Annotated in this window: 20 protein-coding genes and 1 pseudogene; 14 read left to right on the top strand and 7 right to left on the bottom strand. The window is 53.2% G+C overall.

Annotation, left to right across the window (positions count from 1 at the left end):
• The 8 genes from AC2FLB_RS16795 to AC2FLB_RS16760 form a co-directional block, all read left to right on the top strand.
• Positions 1–692: calcium-binding protein (locus tag AC2FLB_RS16795; protein WP_496709698.1), on the top strand; the 692-nt coding region annotated here is incomplete at its 5' end.
• A 1,060-nt stretch (positions 693–1,752) separates the two neighbouring features.
• On the top strand, positions 1,753–2,412 hold the full coding sequence (locus AC2FLB_RS16790) for an ester cyclase (RefSeq protein WP_496709697.1): 660 nt from the start codon (positions 1,753–1,755) through the stop codon (positions 2,410–2,412).
• A gap of 123 nt (positions 2,413–2,535) precedes the next feature.
• Positions 2,536–3,774: an ABC transporter substrate-binding protein gene (locus AC2FLB_RS16785; RefSeq protein ID WP_496709696.1), complete on the top strand. Its 1,239-nt coding sequence runs from the start codon at positions 2,536–2,538 to the stop codon at positions 3,772–3,774.
• 60 nt (positions 3,775–3,834) lie between these two features.
• Positions 3,835–4,863: a carbohydrate ABC transporter permease gene (locus tag AC2FLB_RS16780; RefSeq protein WP_496709695.1), complete on the top strand. Its 1,029-nt coding sequence runs from the start codon at positions 3,835–3,837 to the stop codon at positions 4,861–4,863.
• On the top strand, positions 4,863–5,744 hold the full coding sequence (locus AC2FLB_RS16775; RefSeq protein ID WP_496697402.1) for a carbohydrate ABC transporter permease: 882 nt from the start codon (positions 4,863–4,865) through the stop codon (positions 5,742–5,744). The genes AC2FLB_RS16780 and AC2FLB_RS16775 overlap by 1 nt, the downstream gene beginning before the upstream one ends.
• Before the next feature lie 139 nt (positions 5,745–5,883).
• Positions 5,884–6,885 carry a nuclear transport factor 2 family protein gene (locus AC2FLB_RS16770; RefSeq protein ID WP_496709694.1) on the top strand — a complete coding sequence of 334 codons (1,002 nt, stop codon included), beginning with the start codon at positions 5,884–5,886 and terminating at the stop codon, positions 6,883–6,885.
• A complete protein-coding gene (locus tag AC2FLB_RS16765) occupies positions 6,882–8,033 on the top strand; it encodes a nuclear transport factor 2 family protein (RefSeq protein WP_496709693.1) in 1,152 nt (383 codons plus the stop codon). The genes AC2FLB_RS16770 and AC2FLB_RS16765 overlap by 4 nt, the downstream gene beginning before the upstream one ends.
• Positions 8,026–9,021 carry a nuclear transport factor 2 family protein gene (locus AC2FLB_RS16760; protein ID WP_496709692.1) on the top strand — a complete coding sequence of 332 codons (996 nt, stop codon included), beginning with the start codon at positions 8,026–8,028 and terminating at the stop codon, positions 9,019–9,021. Before AC2FLB_RS16765 ends, AC2FLB_RS16760 begins: the two co-directional genes overlap by 8 nt.
• Here AC2FLB_RS16760 and AC2FLB_RS16755 read toward each other — a convergent pair whose 3' ends face one another.
• Positions 9,022–10,047, bottom strand: a complete 1,026-nt coding sequence (locus tag AC2FLB_RS16755; protein ID WP_496709691.1) for a LacI family DNA-binding transcriptional regulator — start codon at positions 10,045–10,047, stop codon at positions 9,022–9,024.
• A gap of 529 nt (positions 10,048–10,576) precedes the next feature.
• On the opposite strand from AC2FLB_RS16755, the pseudogene AC2FLB_RS16750 reads away from it, so the two are divergent.
• Positions 10,577–11,155: pseudogene (locus tag AC2FLB_RS16750) on the top strand (tyrosine-type recombinase/integrase).
• Between the two features lie 446 nt (positions 11,156–11,601).
• Here the strand turns inward: AC2FLB_RS16750 and AC2FLB_RS16745 are convergent.
• The 4 genes from AC2FLB_RS16745 to AC2FLB_RS16730 all read right to left on the bottom strand — a co-directional run bounded on the left by AC2FLB_RS16745 (position 11,602) and on the right by AC2FLB_RS16730 (position 16,829).
• Entirely contained in the window at positions 11,602–12,177 is a 576-nt protein-coding gene (locus tag AC2FLB_RS16745) for a recombinase family protein (RefSeq protein WP_496709690.1), read from the bottom strand.
• A 206-nt stretch (positions 12,178–12,383) separates the two neighbouring features.
• Positions 12,384–13,664, bottom strand: coding sequence for an HNH endonuclease (locus tag AC2FLB_RS16740; RefSeq protein ID WP_496709689.1), 1,281 nt, complete (start codon positions 13,662–13,664; stop codon positions 12,384–12,386).
• Between the two features lie 206 nt (positions 13,665–13,870).
• Positions 13,871–15,901, bottom strand: a complete 2,031-nt coding sequence (locus AC2FLB_RS16735; RefSeq protein WP_496709688.1) for an ATP-binding protein — start codon at positions 15,899–15,901, stop codon at positions 13,871–13,873.
• Positions 15,902–16,595: 694 nt separating this feature from the next.
• Positions 16,596–16,829, bottom strand: coding sequence for an HGGxSTG domain-containing protein (locus tag AC2FLB_RS16730; RefSeq protein ID WP_496709699.1), 234 nt, complete (start codon positions 16,827–16,829; stop codon positions 16,596–16,598).
• A 16-nt stretch (positions 16,830–16,845) separates the two neighbouring features.
• Between AC2FLB_RS16730 and AC2FLB_RS16725 the strand changes: the two genes are divergently transcribed.
• A complete protein-coding gene (locus tag AC2FLB_RS16725) occupies positions 16,846–17,214 on the top strand; it encodes a hypothetical protein (protein WP_496709687.1) in 369 nt (122 codons plus the stop codon).
• 632 nt (positions 17,215–17,846) lie between these two features.
• Positions 17,847–17,984, top strand: a complete 138-nt coding sequence (locus AC2FLB_RS16720) for a hypothetical protein (RefSeq protein WP_496692253.1) — start codon at positions 17,847–17,849, stop codon at positions 17,982–17,984.
• Positions 17,985–19,332: 1,348 nt separating this feature from the next.
• Here AC2FLB_RS16720 and AC2FLB_RS16715 read toward each other — a convergent pair.
• Together AC2FLB_RS16715 and AC2FLB_RS16710 are read right to left on the bottom strand one after the other, a co-directional pair.
• On the bottom strand, positions 19,333–20,832 hold the full coding sequence (locus tag AC2FLB_RS16715; RefSeq protein ID WP_496709686.1) for a ShlB/FhaC/HecB family hemolysin secretion/activation protein: 1,500 nt from the start codon (positions 20,830–20,832) through the stop codon (positions 19,333–19,335).
• 169 nt (positions 20,833–21,001) lie between these two features.
• Entirely contained in the window at positions 21,002–21,301 is a 300-nt protein-coding gene (locus AC2FLB_RS16710; RefSeq protein WP_142638995.1) for a hypothetical protein, read from the bottom strand.
• 569 nt (positions 21,302–21,870) lie between these two features.
• Here AC2FLB_RS16710 and AC2FLB_RS16705 point away from each other — a divergent pair.
• The 3 genes from AC2FLB_RS16705 to AC2FLB_RS16695 all read left to right on the top strand — a co-directional run bounded on the left by AC2FLB_RS16705 (position 21,871) and on the right by AC2FLB_RS16695 (position 23,688).
• A complete protein-coding gene (locus AC2FLB_RS16705) occupies positions 21,871–22,386 on the top strand; it encodes a DUF805 domain-containing protein (RefSeq protein ID WP_496709685.1) in 516 nt (171 codons plus the stop codon).
• A 73-nt stretch (positions 22,387–22,459) separates the two neighbouring features.
• Complete coding sequence (locus tag AC2FLB_RS16700) at positions 22,460–23,230, top strand: hypothetical protein (RefSeq protein WP_496709684.1); 771 nt, start codon at positions 22,460–22,462, stop codon at positions 23,228–23,230.
• Positions 23,231–23,337: 107 nt separating this feature from the next.
• Positions 23,338–23,688 (top strand): DUF1194 domain-containing protein, encoded by a 351-nt coding sequence (locus AC2FLB_RS16695; RefSeq protein ID WP_496709683.1) that lies wholly within the window; start codon positions 23,338–23,340, stop codon positions 23,686–23,688.

The following is a 23,688-nucleotide window of genomic DNA, read 5'->3' as shown; positions in this document are numbered from 1 at the left end:
AGTCGACCGACGGTGATGATATTGTCAAAGGGACCAACCAAGATGACGTGTTCCAGGATGGAGCGGGTAACGATACGATCTTCGCTTACAGTGGTGATGATGTAATCATCTACCAGTCTGGCGATGACCTGATTCAAGGAAAGAACTACAATAGAGGCAACGATACGCTTGATTTGAGCAAATACGCTGCGGATCAGGTTTCTTTTTCCCACGATGGAAGATTTACAATTATCGATACTCCAAACGGGCAAATACGGCTGGATTATCAAAACTACTATGATATCGGAGCGGACCGAACCAATATTGAGAACATTGTTTTCTCGAACGGCGCGTTAGATGAAATCGGGATCCGGAATCGCTCAGTCAACGACACCGCGACAGATACGGCAGACACGATACGCGGAACTAACTATAAGGATCGTTTAGATGGCGGCGAAGGTGATGACTTCTTAACCGGCGGTCTTGGTGCAGATACGTTTGTCTTCAGAACTGGAACTGGTAACGACCGGATCACCGATTTTGAGGATGGAGTCGACCTCCTAGAGCTGAACGGTACAGGTCTTTCCTTCGCAGACCTGGTGATCACAGATAGCGCCGACGGGGCCGTTGTGGACATGGATGGCCAAGGCATAATCACTGTGGCAGGCGTGAACTCTGCGCAATTGACGGAAGACGACTTCTCATTCGTCTAAGGCAAACATATAAGCAGCCCACAGAATCATGCGGGCTGTTTCGTTGGTTCTGAACAGCGCTGAGCTCAGAAACCCGGCATCGGGGCAGCCGCAGCGTAGGTTCAGTTTGTCCCGCTCACCTGCTTTTTGCCACCTCGTTCTGAACATCCGGAATGCGCGGCTAGCGGCCCGCTGCATGAGCGAACACTTAGGCGATGTCGAATGTCTGATAAGGGCTCTAACCGCAAGTTGGTGCAAGCCGCAGAGAAGGTCCGGTGCGAGCCCTTCCTGTGAGTTCACTGTTCTTGCTGCGAGCGCACGCAGCGCGGATTTTTCTGCTGTTGCTGAATTTAGACGGTCGCAACGCGGCGAGAAAACCGGCCGTTTAAACATATCGCAGCAAATCTGGAATCATCAATTCATAGGTCGCGGACAATGCAGAAGATCGGCATTCGCGACCCGAGGTCCACCTTAGTGAGCATCGCGAAAGCAGGGAAAGCGCCACAACGGGATCCAAAAATTTGATGCGGTTATTCTCTCAGCCTAGTTCAATGTGGAAATTAGAAGCTAGTATCATGCGTGAAGTCGTGGCGCATGCTCTTCCCTATCGTCCACCAAAGCTGACGGGAGTCCCTTTCAGGTAAGGTTGGTGTTGATACCATTTTCAGGGTGTTCTTTTGGGATAGAGTGAAAGCGGTAATTTGTAGAGAAAAGGGCACCAATGGATCGACGTGAGAGCGCATTAGACGCAGCCAAGAAGACAGTCTTGTCGCATCAGCGGCACATAGACACTGCACCGAAGTTTGCGCTTGCTGAAGGGCTTTCGGTCGAAACCAGCGCGAATTGCAGTTTTCAGTTCACTGCACCGTTCCGGGAATGCGTCGGCGCCGAAGATGCCGACAAGAATTTTTGGGGCCCATTGCGAAGTTCGTTTTCTCCCCTTCAACGCAGACCGGACATATTTTTTGCAGGCTACAATCACCTGAGCGATGAACCTGGCGTTTGGGTTGCTTCTATGGGGCACCTTCTTGGTCTGTTCGATCAGCCGTTTCTCGGAATGCGTCCGACCCGACAGTCAACAATGCTCAGATACGCAGAATTCAGCCTGGTCGTGGACGGCAAGATAACCGAAACAACGATGTTCCTGGATGTGCTGAATCTGATGGCGCAGGTGCGGGCCGTAGCACTTCCGCCGTCGACCGCCGCGACGATGGTGACGCCCGGGCCGCGCACGCATGACGGCCTGCTTTTCAACAGCCAACCTTCGAGCGAAGGCGAAAAGACTTTGAAGCTGTTTCTCAGGATGATCGACCGTTTGCTGGCGGAAGATGTTCACACAACAAACACGGATCTGTCGTTGGATTGGAAGGAAGACATGATCTGGTGGGGGCCAGGCGGCATCGGTGCACCCTACACCCAGGAACGCTATCTTGAGCAGCATTGCGTTCCCTTCGAAGAAGGCTTGAAGTGGGGCGACTTTTTCGGTCACCGAACGGAGTTCGCAGAAGGCCACTATGGTGGATTCTTCGGTTGGCCCACATTTGATGTGACCTCGCTTGGGGGATATATCGGGCTTGCCCCGAAGTCCGAGAAGAAGGCGACGATGCGCGTTGTCGACCTCTATCGGCGGGAGGGTGACAAAATCGCTGAAAATTGGAACTTCATTGATCATCTGCACTTTCTTGAACAATTAGGTGTCGATCTTATTGCGCGACAACGCCTGCTGACCGGATTGGATTGAGGTTTTGATATTTTAAGAGAATCGAGTATAGTCGACATCGCATACGTATGCGATGTCGAGCGACCAAACTGCTCGTATCTGCTTCTAAGCTGACCCAACGAGGTCGAACCCAGGGAGAAAAACATGTCTATCATCACTCGTCTGGCAGTTACTTCAACTGCGCTTGGAATGACGGTCGGGGCTGCGTTCGCTGATTGTCCGGTTACCAGCGGAAGCGTCAGAATCCTTGCCAACGACTTTCCAGCGCTGCATGCGGTTGTCGATAACGCCGAAGCGTGCGTCGGAGAGGGTGCGGAATTCTCGAAAAACCACTCAACCAAGCACAATGAAATACAGGTTGCAGCGCTCACGGCCAATCCGGCTGAGTATACGACTAAAATCGTAGCGAACTCGTCCATCGTTCCTTTGTTGAATGATGGGCTGATACGCCCGCTGGATGATCTCGTCGCCAAGCACGGTCAGAATTTGCAACCAAACCAGCTAATTCGTGTCGATGGTAAGATCATGGCGATTGCCTTCATGGCCAATGCACAGCATCTGATCGTGCGCCAGGACATTCTTGACCAGGTCGGCAAAGGGGTGCCGACATCCTACGAAGAGGTGCTTGATGTTGCCGAAGCCATCCGCGCGGCTGGCATCATGGAATACCCTTTCGCAATGTTGACCAAATCGGATTGGAACCTCGGCGAAGAGGTCGTGAACATGTATCTCGGTCATGGCGGCGAATTTTTCAAACCCGGCACGGCTGAGGTGTCCATCAACAACGAAGCAGGCGTCGCGACGCTGAACATGCTGAAATCGCTGATGGAATATTCCAACCCTGACTTCCTGACCTACAATACTGGCGCAGTCGTGCCGCTTTGGGAATCGGGCGAGTTAGCAATGGCTGTCATCTGGGGATCGTCGGTGGGTGGTCTGCTCGACGACGAGGGTTCTACACCTGAAATCGTTGCGGCGACGATGCCTGCCGGTGCGATGACTGTTGCGGGCGGTTCGACGCCAGCGTCATCGCTCTGGTGGGACGGTTTCACCATCGCCGCGAATATCAGCGGTGAAGATGCCGAAGCTACTTTCATTGCGATGGTCAATGGCATCTCTGATGACATGGTCATGGCTAATAACGACAAGGCCGTTTGGTTGATGGAAAGCTACAAACCTGGCGTCGCTGCTGAGGGCGTCGCGGCCGTCGCAGGTGCCGGTGCCGAGCCTTATCCGATGCTGCCCTACATGGGGCTTCTGCATTCGGCATTTTTCCAAGAGGTGCCAGACTTTCTGCAGGGCAACGAAAGCGCTGAACAAACCCTAGCTGACATCGAGGCGGCTTATACCGCTGCTGCAAAGGAACAAGGGTTCCTCAAGTAAACACTCAAATGGTGCGCGGCGCTCTTTCTGCGCCGCGCACAACTTTGTCGGGTTTTCGCTATGCCGCACGGAACTTTTGCACGATTTATCTGGCCATCATTCCTGGCAATGATCCTGTTCATTGCCCTGCCGATCGTGTCGGTAGCGATGCAGTCGTTCTTTGTTGAACATGAACAGGTCATGCGTGAGGTCGAGAATTGCGGGCCTTTCACATGTACCACGATTCTACAGGTCGATCTGGAAGCAACCGACGCGTTGAAGGTCGACGCACCTCTCGGGCGTTATAACGGCTTGGGAACCTACACAAACCGTGGGCATCTGGCCTTTGACGAAGTGAGCGAGATCTGGTCAGCATCTGAATCTTTCGGGGGATTCATCTCGGGGGTTTACAACCTGCCGTTCTATAAGGCGCTTTTCTTCACGCTTGCCTATACCTTCGTCGTCACACCGTTGGTGATCGTCTTTGGTCTATTGATAGCTCTGGGTGTGAACCGCCTTCCAAAAGTCACCAAGGGGCCGACAATCTTTGCCTCGCTCTTGCCGATGATCGTGACGCCTCTGATCGGGGGCTTGATCCTTTTTTGGATGGTAGACGCAGACGGCATCATCGGGGCTACGCTGCAGATCATCTTTGACGATCCTGATCTTAGCCTGAAAGCTTCGGCACCGCTCACCTGGATCATGCTGATGGTCTACGGCGTCTGGCATTCGACGCCCTTTGCCTTCGTTGTGTTCTACGCGGGGTTACAGACGGTTCCCACGGATACTCTCGAAGCTGCGAAGATCGACGGGGCAAGCAGGTTTCAACAGGTCCGCTATGTCATCGTTCCCTACATGATGCCGCTTCTGGTCTTCATCACCTTGATGCAACTGATGGACAATTTCCGCGTCCTTGAACCCATCGTGTCCTTCTCGGCCGAAGCCAAGGCCAGATCGCTCAGTTGGATCATCTACAACGACCTTTCGGGGCAGGATAAACTCTTCGGCTCGGCCGCAGCGACTTCGATGCTAACAATCCTCGGCGTTGCCATCCTGCTGACACCAGTGCTGATCAAGACCTGGCGGGACTTTAACCGGAGGGCGGTGTGATGGCGTCAGCGGCTAACAAATCACCGCGTCTGCTGACGTGGTTCGCGACCTCGATGATCATCTTCTGGCTGATGATCGCGATCGGGCCGTTTGTCTGGACGGTCTGGGGATCTTTCAAGGTACAGGGCGATTTCTTTTCCAAGGCCGATTGGCGGAACGCGATCTACGGCGTTTACACACTTGCAGAAACCGGCAGCAACTTCACTGGCAATGGCTATCACGGTGCCTGGATCCAAGAAGAATTCTGGCGAAATGTATTGAACACGACTGTTGTCGTTGTTTGCACCGTCATTATTTCACTGACCCTAGGAACTTTGGGCGGATATGCCTTGGCGCGTTCCGGATATCGTTACGCATTCTGGCTTTTGATCGCAGCACTCGTGTTTCGGGCCATGCCGCATATCACGCTGGTCTCAGGCTACCTACTGCCATTCTTCGAATGGAACCTGTGGGGACGACTCTCGACCACAATCGTCGTACTGGTCGCAATTAATCAGCCGTTTACGCTTTGGATGTTGCACTCGTTCTTCCTGAACATCCCGAAAGATATGGACGAAAGCGCTATGGTCGATGGCTGCACCCGGTTCCAGGCGTTCTGGCATGTGATAATTCCGGTCATGTGGCCGGGCGTCATTACCACCGGGCTATTTTCTTTCCTTCTGGCCTATAATGACTTTGCAATTACCTCGATGCTTCTGAGTTCGGAAAACCAGACGATGGTGCCCAAAATCGCAAGCTTCCTGACGCAGATCCGCGAACAGGGCAACGTGATGTTTGCCGTTTCGGCGGTGGTGAGCGCCATGGTGCCTCTGTTCTTCCTGGTTTTGTTCTTCCAACGTCAGATCGTTAGCGGGTTGACCGCTGGCGCGGTGAAAGGGTGAGGCGATGGACCGTCTGACACTCGCCTCCGCTCCGCTGATTTTCACATGGTATCTGGGAGATCGTCTTCAGACCTAGGGTGTGTCGCGCCGTTAACGCAACGCCGCAACCCAACCGTCACCTCTAGATCAAGGAAGATCCATGTCAGTAGACCTGCAATCCGCCAAGTCGCTTGTTCAAGCGTACTTCACCGCCCGTGACAAAGGCGCCCCCGGGGCCGAAACCGCTGCTGCTTGCGCAGAGTACCTGTCCCCTGAGCACACCTACCGCGGTATGCGCCCGTTTTACGATGTCGAAGGGCCCGAAGCATTGGCCGACACCGTCTGGACACCGCTGAAGAATGCCATGTCCGCCATCCAGCGGCGTCCCGATATCTTTTTCGCCAGTCATGCCAATCTTGACCCGGGTGCCGGCACCTGGGTTGTTGAAATGGGCAATTTCCTGTGCGATTTCACGGACGACTGGCTGGGCATGTCCGCCACCGGAAAAACCACCTATCTGCCCTACGCGACGATGTCTCGGGTCCAGGACGGAGCCATTGTCGAAACGGTAGAGTTTCTGGATATTCTCGCCGTCTTGAGCCAGGCAGGCCGGAACCCACTGGCGAAACACCAGACCGGGGGCATGATGATGTCGCCGGGACCAATGACCCACGACGGGCTTCTGCATGACCCCCAGCCCGGGGACCTGACCCAGAACACCTATGATCTGACCCACGCCATGCTGACCGATCTGGCGCTGAGCTATACGTCGCCCGGCGATCATCTGGTCCGGTTCTGGAACACGGACATGAACTGGTTCGGCCCGGCCGGCATCGGAGCCAGCCTCTCCATTCCCGGCTACCAACGCGGACACACCCTGCCTTTCGAAGCAAAGCAAGACGTGGTGAAGATCCACGATTGGGAACTTGCACTGGCCGAAGGCAACATTGCCGCCTTCATGTGGTGGCCTTGCCTGACCCTTCGCAACACCGGCGATTACCTCGGCGCGCCTGCCAATGACGTGGCTGCCGAAATGCGCGTCGTGGACCTTTATCGCCGCGACGGCGACAAGCTCGCCGAGAACTGGATATTCATCGACATCCTGCATTTCCTTGCCGAACAGGGCGTTGATCTTTTGGCCAATACTGGAGAGACCGAATGACCCAATTCATGCCCGATCGCTCGAAATCGCATCATCCGGCCGCCGCCTTGTCGCGGGGTCACATGCCCACGTCTTTCGACATATCTCTCAAGAACTACACCAAGGGCGGGGCGCACCGCATCCCGCCCTATCTCGGGCCGTCGCAATCGCTTGGCGGGTTCGATCCCGAGTACCGCAACATCGTCGACTATATCGTCCGCATCACCTATCGCATCTGGGAAACCGAGGCCCGTGAAGTCGAATATATCGAAGCGTGTTACTCCGACGATAGCCTTGTCTATGACGACTATGGTCTGCAGCACGGCAACGCCAAGATTGTCGGCGACACGCACCACACGACCGGCGCAATCCCCGACATTATCCTTGACGCGGAAGAGGTGATCTGGGCTGGCGATGACACTATCGGATTTCACACTTCACACCTGACGCGCATCAAGGGCAAGAACACCGGGCCGAGCAAATACGGCGACCCGACCGGAGCTGAGGTCGACGTCATGGTCATTGCCAACTGTGTGGCACTTGGCAACGACATTTTTCTTGAGCACGTGCTTTACAACACATCCGCCATGCTCAAGCAGTTGGGCCTTGATCTTTGGGAAGAGGCGGACAGGCTGGCAGCCGATCCTTTCCCCGGCTGGCCGCGCAGCGCCGAATCTTGGGCCGATCTGCGGTCCGGTGTGCGTCCTGAGCGCCCGTTGAGCGTTGGCGAACCTGTTGAGGGGTTCGACCCCGATGCTTTCGCCAGAGCCGTCCATGACAGCCTTTGGAATGGCGATGGGGCGGCACTGGATGAATGCTATGCCGCCGATGTTTCATTCGAAGGGACAACTGATCGCAAGTTTTTCGGGCGGGACGCTTATCGCGCCTACATCGCCGAACTGCGTGAAGCCTTCCCTGACATGAAACACCATGTCGACGAGGTCTACTGGATGGGCAACGATGACGACGGTTATCTGATCTCGACCCGTTGGAGCGCCGATGCCACCCATACCGGTGGCACTTTCTACCGAGACCCCACGGGGCAGAAATGCCAGATCTGGGGCATCACGCAACAGCGCGTCAAGAATGGCGTGGTTCAGCAGGAATGGCAGCTTTTCAACGAGTTGGACCTGATGATCCAGATCGCCATGGCCCGCCGCGATGGCTGATTATCAGGACGCCAAGGCGCTTGTCCGCTCCGCCAATGCGGCTATTGATGCGGCAGGCACGGAAAGTGTTTCCGAGGCGATGACACCTCATTTCGCCGCCAATCTTGCGTGGCGCGGCATGTACCCGTTTCATGAGCAGATCAGTCCGGAACGCGTTGCTGACGTCTTCTGGCGGCCGTTGAAACAGGCCATGGGGCCATTGCAACGGCGGCCGGACATTTTCTTTGCCGGACGGAACGAACTTGATGGGTTTTCCTCGGTCTGGGTTGTCGAAATGGGGCATCTGATGGGCACATGGGATCAGTCCTGGATCGGGCTCGCACCCTCCCGCAAGCTTTCGTTTCTGCGCTATTGCGAGTTTCACCGCATTGAGAAGGAAAAGATCGTCGAAACCGCCTGCTACGTCGATATCCTGAACCTTTTGGCGCAATCGGGACGTCATCCAAGCGCGGGCACAACCGGATCGGTCCTGTTGACGCCTGGACCTGCGACGCATGATGGCCTTTTGTACGATGCGCATTCGGAAACCGAAGGCCGGGCCAGTGTCGGTCTGATCTCTGACATGGTCACCGATTTGCGCGCGAACAAAGTTGGCTCGCCCGAAGACCACATGACCCGTTTCTGGACGCCCAATATGTGCTGGTTCGGCCCCGGCGGCATCGGCGCCAGCGCATTCCTCGATGGTTATCGGCGCGGCCACTCAGGACCGTTCGAGGAGGGTCTGGAATACGTTCGCCACACCGAACATGTCGCGCGTTTGGGCGAGGGCAACTACGGCGGGTTCTTCGGCTATCCCAGCCTATCCCTACGGTCGAAGGGTGGGTTTCTTGGTCTACCGCCTGGCGAAGTCGAAGCCGACATGCGGATCGTGGATCTCTACCGCTGCGATGGCGAAAAACTGGCCGAGAACTGGATCTTCATCGACATCCCACATTTCATGGCCATGCAGGGAGTGAACATTCTGGCAGAGCTTGGGCGCGAAAGCTGATCAGGTTCTGTTTGCCACGGTGCCGCGCTCGACCAGTTCTGGCACGATGCTCACGTTACCTGCTGTGTCGTTTCCGGCTATCGCAGCTAGCATCAGCGAGACGGATTGGTCGATCATCCGGTTGATCGGCTGGCGCAATGTCGTCAGATCATACTCAGGCATTGCCGCCATTGGAATGTCGTCAAAGCCGACAATCGACACGTCTTGCGGCACCGTGAGTTTCAACTCGCTGCGAATTACGCCGAGTGCTTCGATCGCCATGTAGTCGTTGGCGATGAAGATCGCATCTGGCCGCTTTGACGCTGTTCTGTCCAAAAGTTTGAGGGCAGCAGAGCGCGTCTCAGCCAGATCAAAATGCCCGGCAGCATGATCAAACAGGCTGTGTCCCTGATCCGACAGCTCTTGCTCAAATCCCAATTGGCGGTCGCGCCCGGTCGAAGATTCCGCCCAACCGGACAGCAACGCAATCTTCTGGTGTCCAGTTTCAATGAGATAGCGCGCTGCCAAGCGTCCGCCCAGGACATTGTCTGACGACACGCAAGACACACCTTCCTCAGCCTTTATCCGGTTGAACATAACGACTGAGATACCTTGATCCTGGCAATGCTTGCAAAGCGACGAAGACAGTTCGACCGATGCGGTGATAATCCCGTCAACCTTGTATTCCAGCAATTCGGATACCGTCTCTTCGACCCCGACTGCGGTTTCCGGCATCATGAAAACCATCGCGTGATAGCCGTTCTTCTGCAATTCGATACAGAGCTTTTCCAGTGCTAGCGCATAGAATTGATTGTCCAGATAGCTGAACAGCAAGGCGATGATCTTCGAGCGCCCCGTGATCATCGACCGGGCAAGAGCGTTTGGCCTATAGCCCAGCTCCTTGGCCGCATTGAAGATTCTCTTCTTCGCTTCCGCCGATACGCCGGACTGAGTGGGTACACGAGAGAAGGCGCGGCTCACGGCGGATTGCGACACGCCCGCCCGTTTGGCGACGTCGACCGAAGTTACTGAATTCTTCCTGGCCATGTTCCAGATGCCCCGAATTTTTTGTTCCATTTGCCCCGTAATCAACGGAGAATCCGAGGATATTTTCTGCGTGGGCCGGAAGACTTTCCACGATCCTATCTCTACCGAATGACCCAGGTCAATTGACGGATAGGCAGTATGTTTTGAAGCCTTCACCCCGTCTCGACGTCCGCTCATTTCAGTCCTTCTAAGCGGCAGAGGTTTCGTTTCGTCTTGGCGCTGCACATCCTCAAACCATTGGGTGTCCTGCAGACATGACATTCTGCCGCGACCGTATCCGCGACACACGCTGCTGCATTGCCTATCATCGCCATGGAGGCCAAGGCCCGTCTTCAACATCCACAATGTCGGCTTATGCGTTTCGAGGCCATCGGCGCAGTTCGCCCTTGGACCTCCAAGCCGCCGAAAGCGCTCGCAGAAGATGCCCATTTGAGTGGCTGCCCTAAACGGGCGTTCAGCCCTGCTTGCACAATCGCCCAGTCAGCACGGTGCTGATGACGGGCGTGGAGGGAGGATCGGAGGGCAAATCATGCCAAGAGTCCAACTTCCCGCAGTTACCCCCATGTGCAAAGCCTGGAACAAAGGGCGCATCATCGGACAGAAACGTCCACTGCTGCCAAAACAGGTTTGGGCGATCCGTGCTCGATTCGAGCTTGCAGGCAATCTGCGCGACCTGACTTTGTTCAACGTCGCCATCGACAGCAAGCTTCGAGGCTGTGATCTGGTCAAGTTAACCGTGCCTGATCTTATCAAAAACCATCGCGTCCGGGAACGTGTTTCGGTGATCCAGAGCAAAACCAAGCGACCCGTTCAATTTGAACTGTCGGAAAACACGCGAAAAACCGTTCTGGCCTAGGTCAGAACTCCAGTGATGCTTGCTTGCCTGTTCATGTTTCCAAGCCGGTTTCACGACCGACCACACATCTCGACGCGTCAGTACGCACGGCTTATTCGCGACTGGGTGAAGGCGATCGGGCTGGAGCCGAGTGGATACGATTTACACTCGCTCCGCCGCACAAAGGCGGCCGAGATCTATCGTAAGACGGGCAACCTTCGCGCGGCGCAACTGCTCCTTGGCCACACCAAAGTCGACAGCACGATGCGTTAACTTGGTGTCGAATTGGAAGATGCTCTGAGCATAGCCGAGCGCATCGACATAGGACCTACCTTGGCGAGCGGTTCTGCCGTTCGCCATCTCATAACGCGATAAACGGCGACTTCGGCGATATGAGTTGCAAAACAGCGATAGCCATGCCGCAGATGCGAGGTATTTCTGCGTCAGCAATAGCTGCGACTGCACAAGTCCGGTTTGTCCCGCTCAGCGTGAGTTCATTCGACGTTCAGCGAGTGGCCGAACACACCAAAACTGGCCGTTAATGTCAGGCGGAGAATGACGACTCAGATCCGATAAGTCCGACTGGAAGAGAAAACGAGGCTCAGGGCAATCATGCGATGCAATTGAGTGCACCGCGCGGAAGCAAGCGTCAGGCGATGCACTTGAGTTCACCAGGCGGCGGCGGATTTCAGGTGGTGTACTTAAGTGCACTGTTTAGGTCACGAGGCTTTCGACCTGTTTTTCTGATCGTTAAGGATGCGATAGACTGATGCGCGACCAATCTCAAGCTGGGCAGCAATCTCGGTGGCTCCTGCACCCGCTCTGTGCAGCTCCAGCACCTCATTGGACTTCGCCCTAGCGGTCGGTTTCCGGCCTTTGTACTTTCCAGCAACTTTCGCCTTGGCGATGCCCTCACGCTGACGCTCCAGCATGATTTCACGTTCGAATTCGGCGATGCCGCCCAGAACCGTCAGCATCAGTTTTCCAGTCGGCGTGCCTGTGTCGATGCCCATACCCAGGATGCGGAGAGTTGCGCCTTTGGTCGTCAGCGCATCCAATATCTCCAAAAGGTGCGGCACCGAACGCGCCAACCGATCCAGCCGCGTCACAATTAGCGCGTCGCCTTCGCGCACAAAATCCAATGCTTCCGCAAGCCGTTTCCGCGCGCGGACGTTTACGGATGATACCTGCTCCTCGAACAGCTTATCGCAACCGGCGGACTTCAGCTCTTCGCGCTGCGCCTCCAGTCCAGCCTTCTGGTCTAATGTTGAAGTTCGGGCATATCCGATCAGCAAAGCTGCAATTCCATCTCAATTAACCCTTTGATATTATGATATATTTGCTCTCTAAAGTCAATTGCAATGCTATTGGGACACGGTTTGCCGATGTGCATGATGTCTCACAAGGGCAAGCCCTATTGGTCGATCCACACTGCCACCAGCCCTCAAGCTTAAATTACGGCTGCCAAAATTTGGTTCGTTCGAAGTATCAACTGCTTATTTTACGGTCGAAATTGACCTCGATGATGCGCGAGGAACGGCGCGTGCTTTTTGTCGAGACCAATCAGCCGAAAGTTCGGATCAAGCCCTAGCTTTTCGCGGTTTTCTTCCGAAACTAACGACGAAACTTTTACTCGACCTTCGTCGTCGAATGTAATCAAATTGCGGTCAAATAATGCATCGAAATGGGCGGACAAAAGAAGACCATTAAATGGATTGAGGCGTTCAGCGTTTGATGACTCTCGCCATGGCTTGATGTGTGAGGCGCGAAGTAACCCTGCATGATCGATACCTGTTATCGGGCAGGTACCATTCCAGTAGTTCAATAGACGGTCGCGAAACTCTCCTTGTCCAACCCTTGCTGCTTGCAGGCGCTCCCGCTCTGTTAACGGATCGCTCATCGAACCGAATGCACGTATAGCCCCGTCAGGAGTTATGATCTTAGCACCCTGCTCTAGGACGCCAATTAACGCTCGAACGTGATTTGCACTAACTGCCATTGCTAGGCCGTGTCGCCCTTCGCTTGCGCGATGAGGGACACTGTAAGGCGGAAACGCTCGCAGGTTACTGTTGACGTAGGTCTTCGTTGGGCACGGAATATCGACGCCCCCTATCTCACGTATTTCCTCTAAACGATCGATGTAATGAGGATGGACAACCAATGGAAAAACGCTGGTCTCCCGCTTAACATATACAACAAGTTCACCGCGGCAAAGTTGCACGACCTTTTTGGTGGCATGCATTTTTGAGAAGCCGAGCTTGACCAATACACTGATTAAAGTTTCCCCTGACAACCAGCTGGTTTGCTCAGGCAAACGGACCGCAGAAAGCGGCAGCCTTAACCCCTCTGCCTTACGAACCCAGCTACGCACATTCTTCCCGGGCCATTCCACGCGCAAACCACCGATATAGTTCGAGAGTTCTGATCGTAGTCCGGAATGGAATATATCGACGGGTGCACCACCTCCAGGTTCATCGCCCCGATAGTCGCAAGTCCAACTTGCTATTCGTGTATCCGTCAGTGTCGTGTCGTATAAGCCAACGAACATTGTGTCATCTAGAGTTGGCTTAACGAAGGCCGCCCAAATTTTGCGCTTACGAAAGATTTGCCATTTGGTTTCTTGGGTTGCTTGATAACGCTCAAAACCCGGGCGGTCATCCCGCCAAAGTTCATGCAATGTTGAACACACCTTACCTGGCTTGGACGTGTGGTGGCGAACTACACAAACTTCTTGCGGGTCAATACCCACCGAAATCAAAAGGTCATTGAAAGTCATTGCCATGCGGAAACTTCTGTTGGGTTGTTTTTTAGGCCATCTAAAACCCCTGTCTCGCGACAAAAGTAATGGCCCGGCTTATGGTGTTTAGGACACTGCAATTTCGGCCCTTTACGCACTCTTCCAAACATTGCTCCCACAGCTACCCACGCCGACCAAAGGAAACGCTGGCTGCAGGCGTAAACCACTCGTTTTTTTTCGCTAGCTTCTCTCTATTCCCCAGCCAACAAACTCACTTTCAGGCCGGCAAAGTTCGTCTTGCCCTCCAAGATGTCCACGAAAACTTGATTTCGTTTGTGAGCCCGGTCCCTCAACCTATCGAACGCAAGGACCTCAACCATCATGTTTCGAGTATCGTAATACCTGTAAGCCATTGGTCCGCCGAAATTGGTAATCTTGAAGTCGTTGTCTTTCAGATACCTCTCAAGATCATCGTTCCAATCTGCGATAATGTAGCCTCGAACCATATCATCTTTTGAAACTTCTATTTTCCGATTCCCACTTGTCGTAATACCGCCAAAGTCCCGAATCTCACCAATTTGAGAAACCAACTGCTGCACCGGGTTATCGGTGGCGCGAATGGCATGCTCGTCTGCATTGAACCCTTTCTTTTGCGGGCGCTTCATCTCGACAAGCAGCAGTTCCTTTTCGTTATTTACAAGGATGTCATGTGCAAACGAACCTTGCTGCCTTTTCTTTCCAGTTGGCGTTCTATCGCTTGAAATGTACTCCGCATAAGCAAGATCATCATCGATTAACCAAAGGTTGTGGGAAGAGTAATCTATCTCTTCACTATCCCTGTAACGCGGATAGATCAGTTCGTGCACGGTATCTTCTTTGGTTATTGAGCCATCCTCTTTGCGGTTTAGCATTTCCGAAAGGACCTTAATAACGTCATTGCGGTAAGCAACGTACACCGCAAGCGCCTCTTTTGCGTCGGCGGATATTCGGTTGCGCACGACCTTTTGAAGCTCCTCAAAAGGTGTATCGGAATTGATCTTTCTAAAATCAAACTTCCCGCGGAGACGCGTGCGCGCGACAAACAAGTCTTGCGCTAGTTGCTCGCGAGACTCTGTGATGCCCCTAGCGTTTACAAATTCTTCGATTGATTGGTCCCCTAGGCCGCGTCGAAGCATAGGATCAAGCGCGATGAGTTCTTGGACTTGCGTTTTTATTGTGTCACGTCTGCGCCCAGTATAATTAGGCTCTAAATCAAGGATATGAGCTTTAGATTCTGCAGCTAGCGCATCTTTGAGAGTTTTTTCGTTGTCGTTGTGCTTTATTTTCACGCCAAGATTTTCGATTTTGTCGCGTGATTGCGTTGCTCTGAAGTATGGGCTTGTTACGGCGACCAGATAATTGTAGCGCCGCTTGTCGTCTTCAAACGGAGAATCCCGAAGGCCTTTGGCAATGTTCTCCAGATCGCTGGTTGCCCTGTTGTCCGCAAAAAAATACAAGCTGTGCCTTTTGGATTTTGCAGCATCAATTTGCATGTATCGAAAGGTAAAATCCACTTGTTCATCGTCGATACTTAACGTGACGGTGTCTTGGTCACGGAATTTGACACTTTCTGTGAAGTACTGCGACAAGTTGAATGTCGCGCCTCCAATCTCAAATAGGAAGTTTGCGGGCGTTTTTTCCTGAATGAACTCCAACAAGAAATGATCCAAGATGGAGATCAAGATTGCTTCTTCGCTGTAGTCTTCACTCGCATCAGGGCCACTGAAATCAAAGTACTTCAGGTAATCTTCCTTGGGATCGCGAAACACCACGGTCAGTCCAGACCCATGAGGGTGTCGATTGATCAGCGCAGCTTGTTCAACTTCTTTAAGGTTTTCTTGGTTGCTCAGCGGCAAGTATTCAAAAATCGCATTGCGCCAGGAGTTGTCTTCGAATTCAGTTGGTGAAGCGTAATAAACGCGATCAAAAATCTTGAAGGAAATGAACCGTCCAAAACCCTTGCCATTGCGCCTCAACTTGTTGCCTGTAAACGGTGTTAGAAACGCATTTAGGTTTGTAGCGGAGAAACCTTCGCCGTTATCTTCGACGGATATGGATTTATTGTCTACATCAAAGACAACTTTGATGAAACCTTTCTCGTGAGCATCTTGCCCAAACTTGTCCTCTAGTGAATGCAAAGAATTTGAAATTGCTTCGAAGGTGGGGAACAGGAAGCCAGGAAGGTGTGCTGGAAGTGAAGCCCGCCGGATTTCAGACTCGAGATCTAATGTCTTATGTTTCAAAACTTCGCCCTTACTATGCGTCGTAATTCGCTACCTAGCGACGTGAACACATGAGCCAAGGGAATGCAACGCGTGAGCCAGTCGGCTGACCGTGAGAATTTGTCGCTACAAATTTTACCCTTTCGCCAATGAGTTGGAACTTAAAACCTCCCTATCTATTGGACCTCGGAAACAGACGACTGAGCAGAGTCCGAATAGCGGAAAATATGCTTGAATTGCTTTGTGTCGGTCGCGAATACCATGCCACCCGGCGGTGCTGCGACAGACTTTAAGAAGCCTCTCAATTACTCTTGAGCATGCAACCGGCAGATCAATGAATCACCAATGCTTTTTCGCGAACCTTTGGTGTAGTATCCTAGTAGGGCTCATCCAAGTGTCTCTTTTATACCGACTTGAAACACACAGGGGCCAACCAATAGGTGGATTACGGGGTGGACATGAGGCAAATATTAACCGCTAATTCTTTGAAAATTATATATATTTAGTGATTTTATGGTGCCCGGGGCGCTATCGAGTTTTCAGTGCGGGAAACAAGATTTAGCGCCATTGTTGCCAGTGAACGCAAGTGCACCGACGTTCATCCATATGTTGTGGTTTTCTGCTCATCGGCCTCCATTCGGGCAGGGTGTGTTTTCTTGGGGCAGTCTTTGGCGTCCGGCATGAAGTGACACCGCTCATAGCCAAATGTCCGCGACTACGTGCCAACTTTTTCAACGAGTCCTCGCATTGTGCGGATCAGGGCAGCGACATCCTTCCTCTGGGCAATCGCCTCAGCGGTATAGTGACCATGCTTGAGGGCATTAGAGTTCTTCATCGGTGCCCCCGGTGATTTCCCACCATGCATTCGGCAGCGACCATTCGCCATCGCTGGGGATTGGCAAGCAGTCTTCGCCCGCGTATTCGCCCCACAGCGTGGGCTCAGGTGCATAGGTAATCTGTTGTGCATGGGGTTGTTCCTCCAATTTCTTCTGCCCCCCTCCTTTTTGTTCGATGGTGCCAACGACAGCCTGCCCACCCGCGTAGACATGGACATGCTCAACGGTCACCTTTTGCTGACCCTTGCCGCGATGTTTGTTCAGAGCATCGACCAATGTCGCGTGGGTTCGAGACAGCTTGCTGGCTTGATTGAGGGCTTCCCGCGTGCCCTCAGGGGTTTGCCCGGTCAACATGGCTCGACGGTAGCATTCCATGGTCGCATTGTGGGCGGCGATCAATTGTGCCGCCATCATACCTTCCAGTTCGTCCTTGGGCTTTATGCCCCCCAAGGCGGCGACGGTGGCGTTAAACTGACTGTCGTATTTGTCGCTTGGTGAGTTGCCTGTCCAGAGCGATTGAGCCACTTGATCGATAAGAACGATGTTCCATGCGTAGCTGATCGATCCACCGAATTCTTGAAATGTATCTTTCAATTTGGGAGCGTTTGCCGATTGGGCAGGTTTCGGTTCAACTTCTTTCATCGTTTTGTGTCCTTTCTTGCTCCCCGCTTGGGTGAATAACCGCCGCGGCGTTTTCATTGGTCAGTTCGGCCTTTGCAGGATTGACAATTTCTGCGCAAGTATCTGATCCACCGTCAGGGGTTTGACGCGACCTGATCCCCTAAGTGCTTGCTTAGTCGTGATTAGCGGCGGATTGAAAATCCTCGTGTCGGTGGTTCGATTCCGCCCCCGGGCACCATTTAGCTAAGATAAATTATTCAATATCAAGGCTTTGATCTGATATCTGCTTTGTGTATCTACCATTGCATCCATCAGTGTGTTTTGCATTGCCCGAAGCTGTGTGCCGAGACAACCGCTTGGTGAAAAGTACGAATACAAAGAACTGATTTAGCAGCGCGGCGGCTTTCGGACAATTTGGCACGATTTCCCGGAAAAAATCAAAGTGACTTCTGAGCCCACAGCATGGCGCGACGCGGCTATTTGTAGAAATATTCCCAGCCGCGATCTTCATGCAAACCGAAGCGGGCATTGAGCAGGTGGCCACTGAGTCGACATTCGCCGCGATTGCAGCAACTGTCGTTGCTAACGGCGGCTTTACGCAGAAAGCTGACTTTGCAAAGTTACCGTTCAAAGTTTCGCTTGCCTAATTTGACCGGCCCAGATGGTCGGAGGCTTTTCGTGGAAGTGCGGCACTTTAGATTGTTGGCCTATTTGAAGTAATTTTGGGTACGGAGCATTGTTGGGCTACATCAGCCAACGTAAGCGCCAGGGATTAAAGGCAATACGAAATCCAATTATCCAGATGACAATTGACGAACTATTGGTCGATTAATCTCATTACCCGAGCAAAACCTACCCAGCGAGCTTCAGCGCTGCTTTCGTTTGACCGAGATAATGCATCCGGAATGCTTCGGGTGCCGTGCTGGTACATCACGAGCCATTGCGTCCACGTTCCCGAGGTGCCGCAATGCTCCGTTGTTCAGTAACACGCCCCGCCCAGCGTCATACCGGCGCTGTCCAAATCCGCTGGCAACGCATTCCCAGTTTTCCTTGGCCGCCGCGCTGCGGAACCTCGGCAGGTCGTGCGGGTCATGCCGTCCAGGTGTTGCTGCGACGTGATCGTGTTTCTTTGAATTACTTTGGTGGGTTAAATGGTGGGTCACTTGTGTTGTGCCAGGTTGCTGAACAGTACCGGTTGTCGGCCTCGGCTTTGGGCGCATGATTGTCACGACGCCTTGTGGCTTCGGATGTCCTGGGACGGCCACGTGAGTTGCCGTAGGTTTTGGTGTCAACTGTGGAACCTGGCCAGGAACCGCGGTGGGAACCTGATTGGGGGTTGCGGTTGGGACAAGCGGTGGCGTCGCTGTAGTGCCGCTGGGTTGCGGAACACGGCCTGGCACTGCGACTGGTATTTGGTTGGGTGTCGCTGTTGGCACAAGGGGCGGCACAGCCGTCGGGCCAGTAACTTGAGGCGGAACCTGGCCAGGGATAGCTATCGGAACTTGATTGGGAGTTGCAGTCGGAACTTGCGGCGGCACCGCGGTAGGACCGGTAGCCAATGAGGGAACCTGATTTGGAACAGCTGTCGGAACCCGGCTTGGTGTCGCGTTTGGTGTCAAAGGCGGAACTAGGGTCGGCGCTAGGACCGGTGTGGGAACCTGACCTGGAACCGCTATTGGTGTCGCAATAGGAACCTGACCGGGAATTGCGTTCGGGACCGCGCCCGGCGCAAGGACTGGAACAGTAACTGATGTGGGCGTTTGCTGCGTTCCTTTAGGCGGCAACTGATTTGCCACCGGCTGCGTTGGGCCGGTAATTTGATTGCCTGCCCCTTGCCCACCGGCCTGCCCACATCCTTGGCTCGACTGGTGCGGATTCCCTACGCCACGGCACCACCCGAAATGATTTCCCTGCGCGACGACCTGCGTAGCGGCCAGCTCTGCGACCAAACAAGCTGCGGTAAGTAAAACAATGCGGTTCCGTTTCATAACATCCTCACCAACTTGTTGTCAGAGCAAGATACGCGCCAGGATCGCCTGAGTCGGTCAAAGGGCCGTCTCTCAAAGGGACACCGACATATCCGGACAGGAATAGGTTTTGCTTAAACTCAATGTCCAAACCCAGACCTGTCGATGCCAGTGTAGCATTATCAACTTCAAAACTCGCTGGGTCATTGTTCGAGATGTAACCCACGTCGAAAAAGACAAAAGGCGTTAAGCGATGAATGCTTTGGGAACTTGGAAAGTAGGAGTGAGATACTTCGAAAATCGCGGAAATCCCGGAATCACCGTCTACTTCGTCGAACCGATACCCGCGCAATGCATAGCGATCACCAAGGAAGTACTCCTCGACCGAGGGCAACCGGTCGGTTGTGAACTGGCCCCAGATCTCGGTGCGCCAAGCTGTGTTGGGTGACAAGCTCGTAAGTGGGCTTTCGTATCCGATGCCGCCCCGCAGATGCCAGAACGAAGAGTCTCCGTCGTCAAAATTCGCGTCTGTCGTGTCATTGTCATTGTCACCAAAAGATAAGGTTAGCCCCGCTTCCAGAGCTTGTCCTTTTGGATAGTTTTGTCCGTAAAGATACGTAAGACCAACAACGCTCGCGTCACTGGACAATGGAACGCCGCCACTGACTGAGTCCGCTTTTGAAAGGCGATAATCCAGCAGAAAATATCCATAACGGGCCACATCGCGGATCACGGGATAACCCATCGCGACGGTGAAGTTCTCGCCGTCAATATCTGTTCTCGCAAAATCCCCCGAGAGGTCACGTTTTGCGTTAATGTTTCCGTAGAAAATCTCACCGTAGAGACCATTGCTGTTCAGCGGCGTGCGATAGGTAACAGCGCCCCACAAAGAGTGTTCGTCGTCTTTGTCCCAATTGTAATTGCCTGATCCCTCAAAGCGCAGTAAATCCCCGACGGTCAGCGTCGAATAAAACTCTTGTACGACATAGAAGCTGAGCGCTTCTCCAAACTCACGCGGAGGGTTGTCGAGTGTCGCACTCCCGGCTTGTTTGCGCAGAGGCTCTCCCAATACTCTCAGCCTGGCACCTGCCTGATCCGGATAATCAAGTTCGGTCGACAATTCCAAATCAGGTATGTCCTCGGCCAACATAACCGCCCGCTCAAATTGTTTGAGAGTTATTGGATATGCGGTGGTGAGGGGGCGAAAGATCTTTTCCAAGGTTTGGAACGTGCGCGTATCTACACCTTCAATTTCGATGGTTTGAATACGCCCTTCATCAACAACAATGCTCTGCCCATCGGGGCCAGGCCAGGCCTCAGCCAAAAAATAGCCGTCTTCTCGGTAGATCTGCGTGATCGTTGATGCGACCTCTACCGCTGTGATGCGCCCTGACCGATCAAAGGCCAACTGACCGGCAAAAGTTAACAGCTCATCTGAATCATACACAGTTACGCCGCTGACAGAGTGCTGTGATGCTATGTCCCAAGTTTGTGCAATGCTGTATTTTGGAACTGAAACAATGGCCACAAAAGTGCAAATGATCGCAATTACAACCGAGTTGGTTACGGGCATTTTCTACAACCTTAGCATGATTGAGCATTTTAAAACCCAATCCTATTACGAGGTTTGAATGTCTAAGCTTGCCGTTATTCAAATTTGATCACGACTGGTGCTTTCGAGATACACAGCGAACAGACTACAATGCGCCTTCGTCGCCAAGGAACTCGATACCAGCTGTCGCGCCATCACTGTAGGCAATGCAATTCCACGGAGCGCGATCCTCACCAACGCCTACAGTGACCTGTGTTCCCGCCTCGCTAAACGCGGATGAGAGCACCACGACTTGCGAATTGTTTGTCGTGTTGGCTACATCCCGTAAACATGCCTGCTGAGCGGGCGTGAGCTCGGCGGACGCGCTGGACGTACTCGTGTCGTCGCAGGCTGCAAGCAATGCGAAACATGTCGCGCCTGCAATCATCACCTTCTTGTTAGTCATTTTCTTCTCCCTCTGGTTCCTTTGAAATTTGTGAAATTGGATGCGCATGTTTGAAGCTTTTGCGTCTGTGCAGCCAACAGAACACACCTCGATCCTTTGACTACCTTTCCCAAAAACTTGCCGCGGGGGGCTTGTGGGGCAGAACGACATTACGTTGACTACCGAGGCCGCCAACAACGTGTGATGGCCGTATGACGTCACTGGTAAAAGCTAGAGCGAACTTGGGAGAGAGGGCGAGTACGTTAAGTCTGAGCATCGTGTTCTCCCAAGCCAGATTATTGTGAAGTGCCTTCCGACCGCCGGCACTCACTCCAGCAGTCGGAAGGGCCCGGTAGATCGGGCGACAGCGACAACAACGGAGGTAAAAAAAAGTTGTGTCGAATTCGTATGTTCGAATATATTTTTTCATAAATCAACATTTTTTCCGCGCGTAAACTTCTTTACGCTCTCGTACGATAGGCTTCTGCTTTCAAACAAAAAGGTAAGTGGGAGTACCCAGAGGGGAGAGTGTGTTCTCCTGAGCGGCGAAATGTTTTGAGACCGCACAGAAACTGAGAAAGGAATGAAAGATGGGATTCGGTGAAGCAGTTAAAACGTGTTTCTCGAAATACTTCCAGTTCTCCGGGCGGGCTATACGCACAGAATACTGGTGGTTCTTCTTGTTTGTGGTTCTCGTAAGTGCCGTTTTTGCCGGGTTGGATTCGATCCTGTTCGGGACAAACCCCGAAACAGGCCAAGGTTCTCGGGTTCTGTCCTCTGTTTTTCAACTGGCCGTTCTCATACCAATGCTAGCCGCCGGTTGGCGGAGGCTGCATGATACAGGGCGACCTGGTTGGTACTTGCTGCTGCCGATGGTGCTCAGCATTACAACGCTTTTTGTTATGCTGGGTGGGGTGGCGTTCTTTTCGGTATTGGAGCAAGGGACCGAAAACCCCGATGCATTGCGAGGACCCGCGGCAGTCCTGGGCTTGACCGGTATTGTCGTTGTCTCAATTCTGCAAATCGTTCTGTCCATTCTGATGATCTGGTGGCTGACACGACCTTCCCAAGAAGGCGCAAACGAATACGGCGCACCTGCTTCCTGACCTCGCTGTGGGGGCAACAGGTCGGAATCTCTGCTGAATGAAAGTGCAAACCGCAACACCATGGAGAGAGAAAATGAGTTTCAGACCGATTTCCATTGGAACGCTAATGATGGCAATGGCGACCACAGCATCGGCGGAGTGGTCGTTCAGTTCCGGGCCTAATCCCAATGCATTTATTCAGACCGGAAACATGACGCTAGAGCTTCAGTGTAACCGTATTCGCTTTGCTCCAGCTGGATATGAGGACAGCCAGGACATTGCGGAGAAGCAAGGGCTTTCCTTTCGTTTTTTGAAGAACGGCACCACCGAGGTTGGGGCATTTCAGGTTGGCGCTGAAAACGCTGTGTTGCAGATCGTTGACAATTATCCCGTCGAGATCAGTTTCAATAGTCAGCAGGACTATGGTTTTGTATTGGACCAGCTTGCGGCCAATGCATCGGTTAATTTGTCGATGATTGATCAAGATGTCAGCTATGGAATCTTCGACTTAAAAAGTTCCCGCGCGGCAATTCGGTCCCTTCGTTCTGAGTGCGCTTCGGATGCCAGCCAGGGAGCCTCCTATGAAGCACCCGAAGGCATCGTCTATTGTGGAGGCGGTGCGATAAAACGCGTGATCGAACCTATGATTTTGGAAAACCCGGAGGGGGAGTGGGACGCGCGAGTGGCAGTCAGCGGCGAGTGGATCAGAGCCATGACGGCCTACAGTTACTTCGGAAACTCTGAGCCACCGGCCGGATTTGTCGTCGCCCTGCTTGGGGAAGACAGGTCCGAATTTCTGATTTTTAGCGAAGGCTCGGCAAACTGGCTGGAGTACGGGGACTACAGGTATGATCAATGCAATTGATGCTACCTTCCAACCAGCTTCCCAAATAGTGCGCCAGTTGAAAGGTTTGGTTTCCGGGATTGTGCTTGCTTCGGGCCTTGTTTGGACCTCACCAGCTGCAGCGGCTGATGTTTCGCAACTTCCGCCTGGTTTTGCGGGCCCGTGACGCTGTACTGTCGAAGTCGATTATTATAATTGGGTTATCGCTGATGGCCCGCGAAGGTATGGGGAGTCAGTGGCACTTCGACGATCTTGACGTCTACTACCAGAACTGTGTGACAGGCGGACCTGGTTCATTCGTAGTCCCGGTGCTTGACTGGCAGGGCTTTGCGGAGGGCGTACGAAGAAAATTGGTACTGGAAATTGGGTCAGCGCCAGCAATAGGAGAGGTTATGAAGGCGCAACTTGCCTCACCCTCAGACTGCCTGATTGGCGAGAAGATCTGGGAACGGAACCAACATATCTGGAGCGAACCCTAG

Source organism: Ruegeria sp. CDSA236 (genome assembly GCF_059611285.1).
This window is presented reverse-complemented; position numbering and strand designations above follow the sequence as displayed.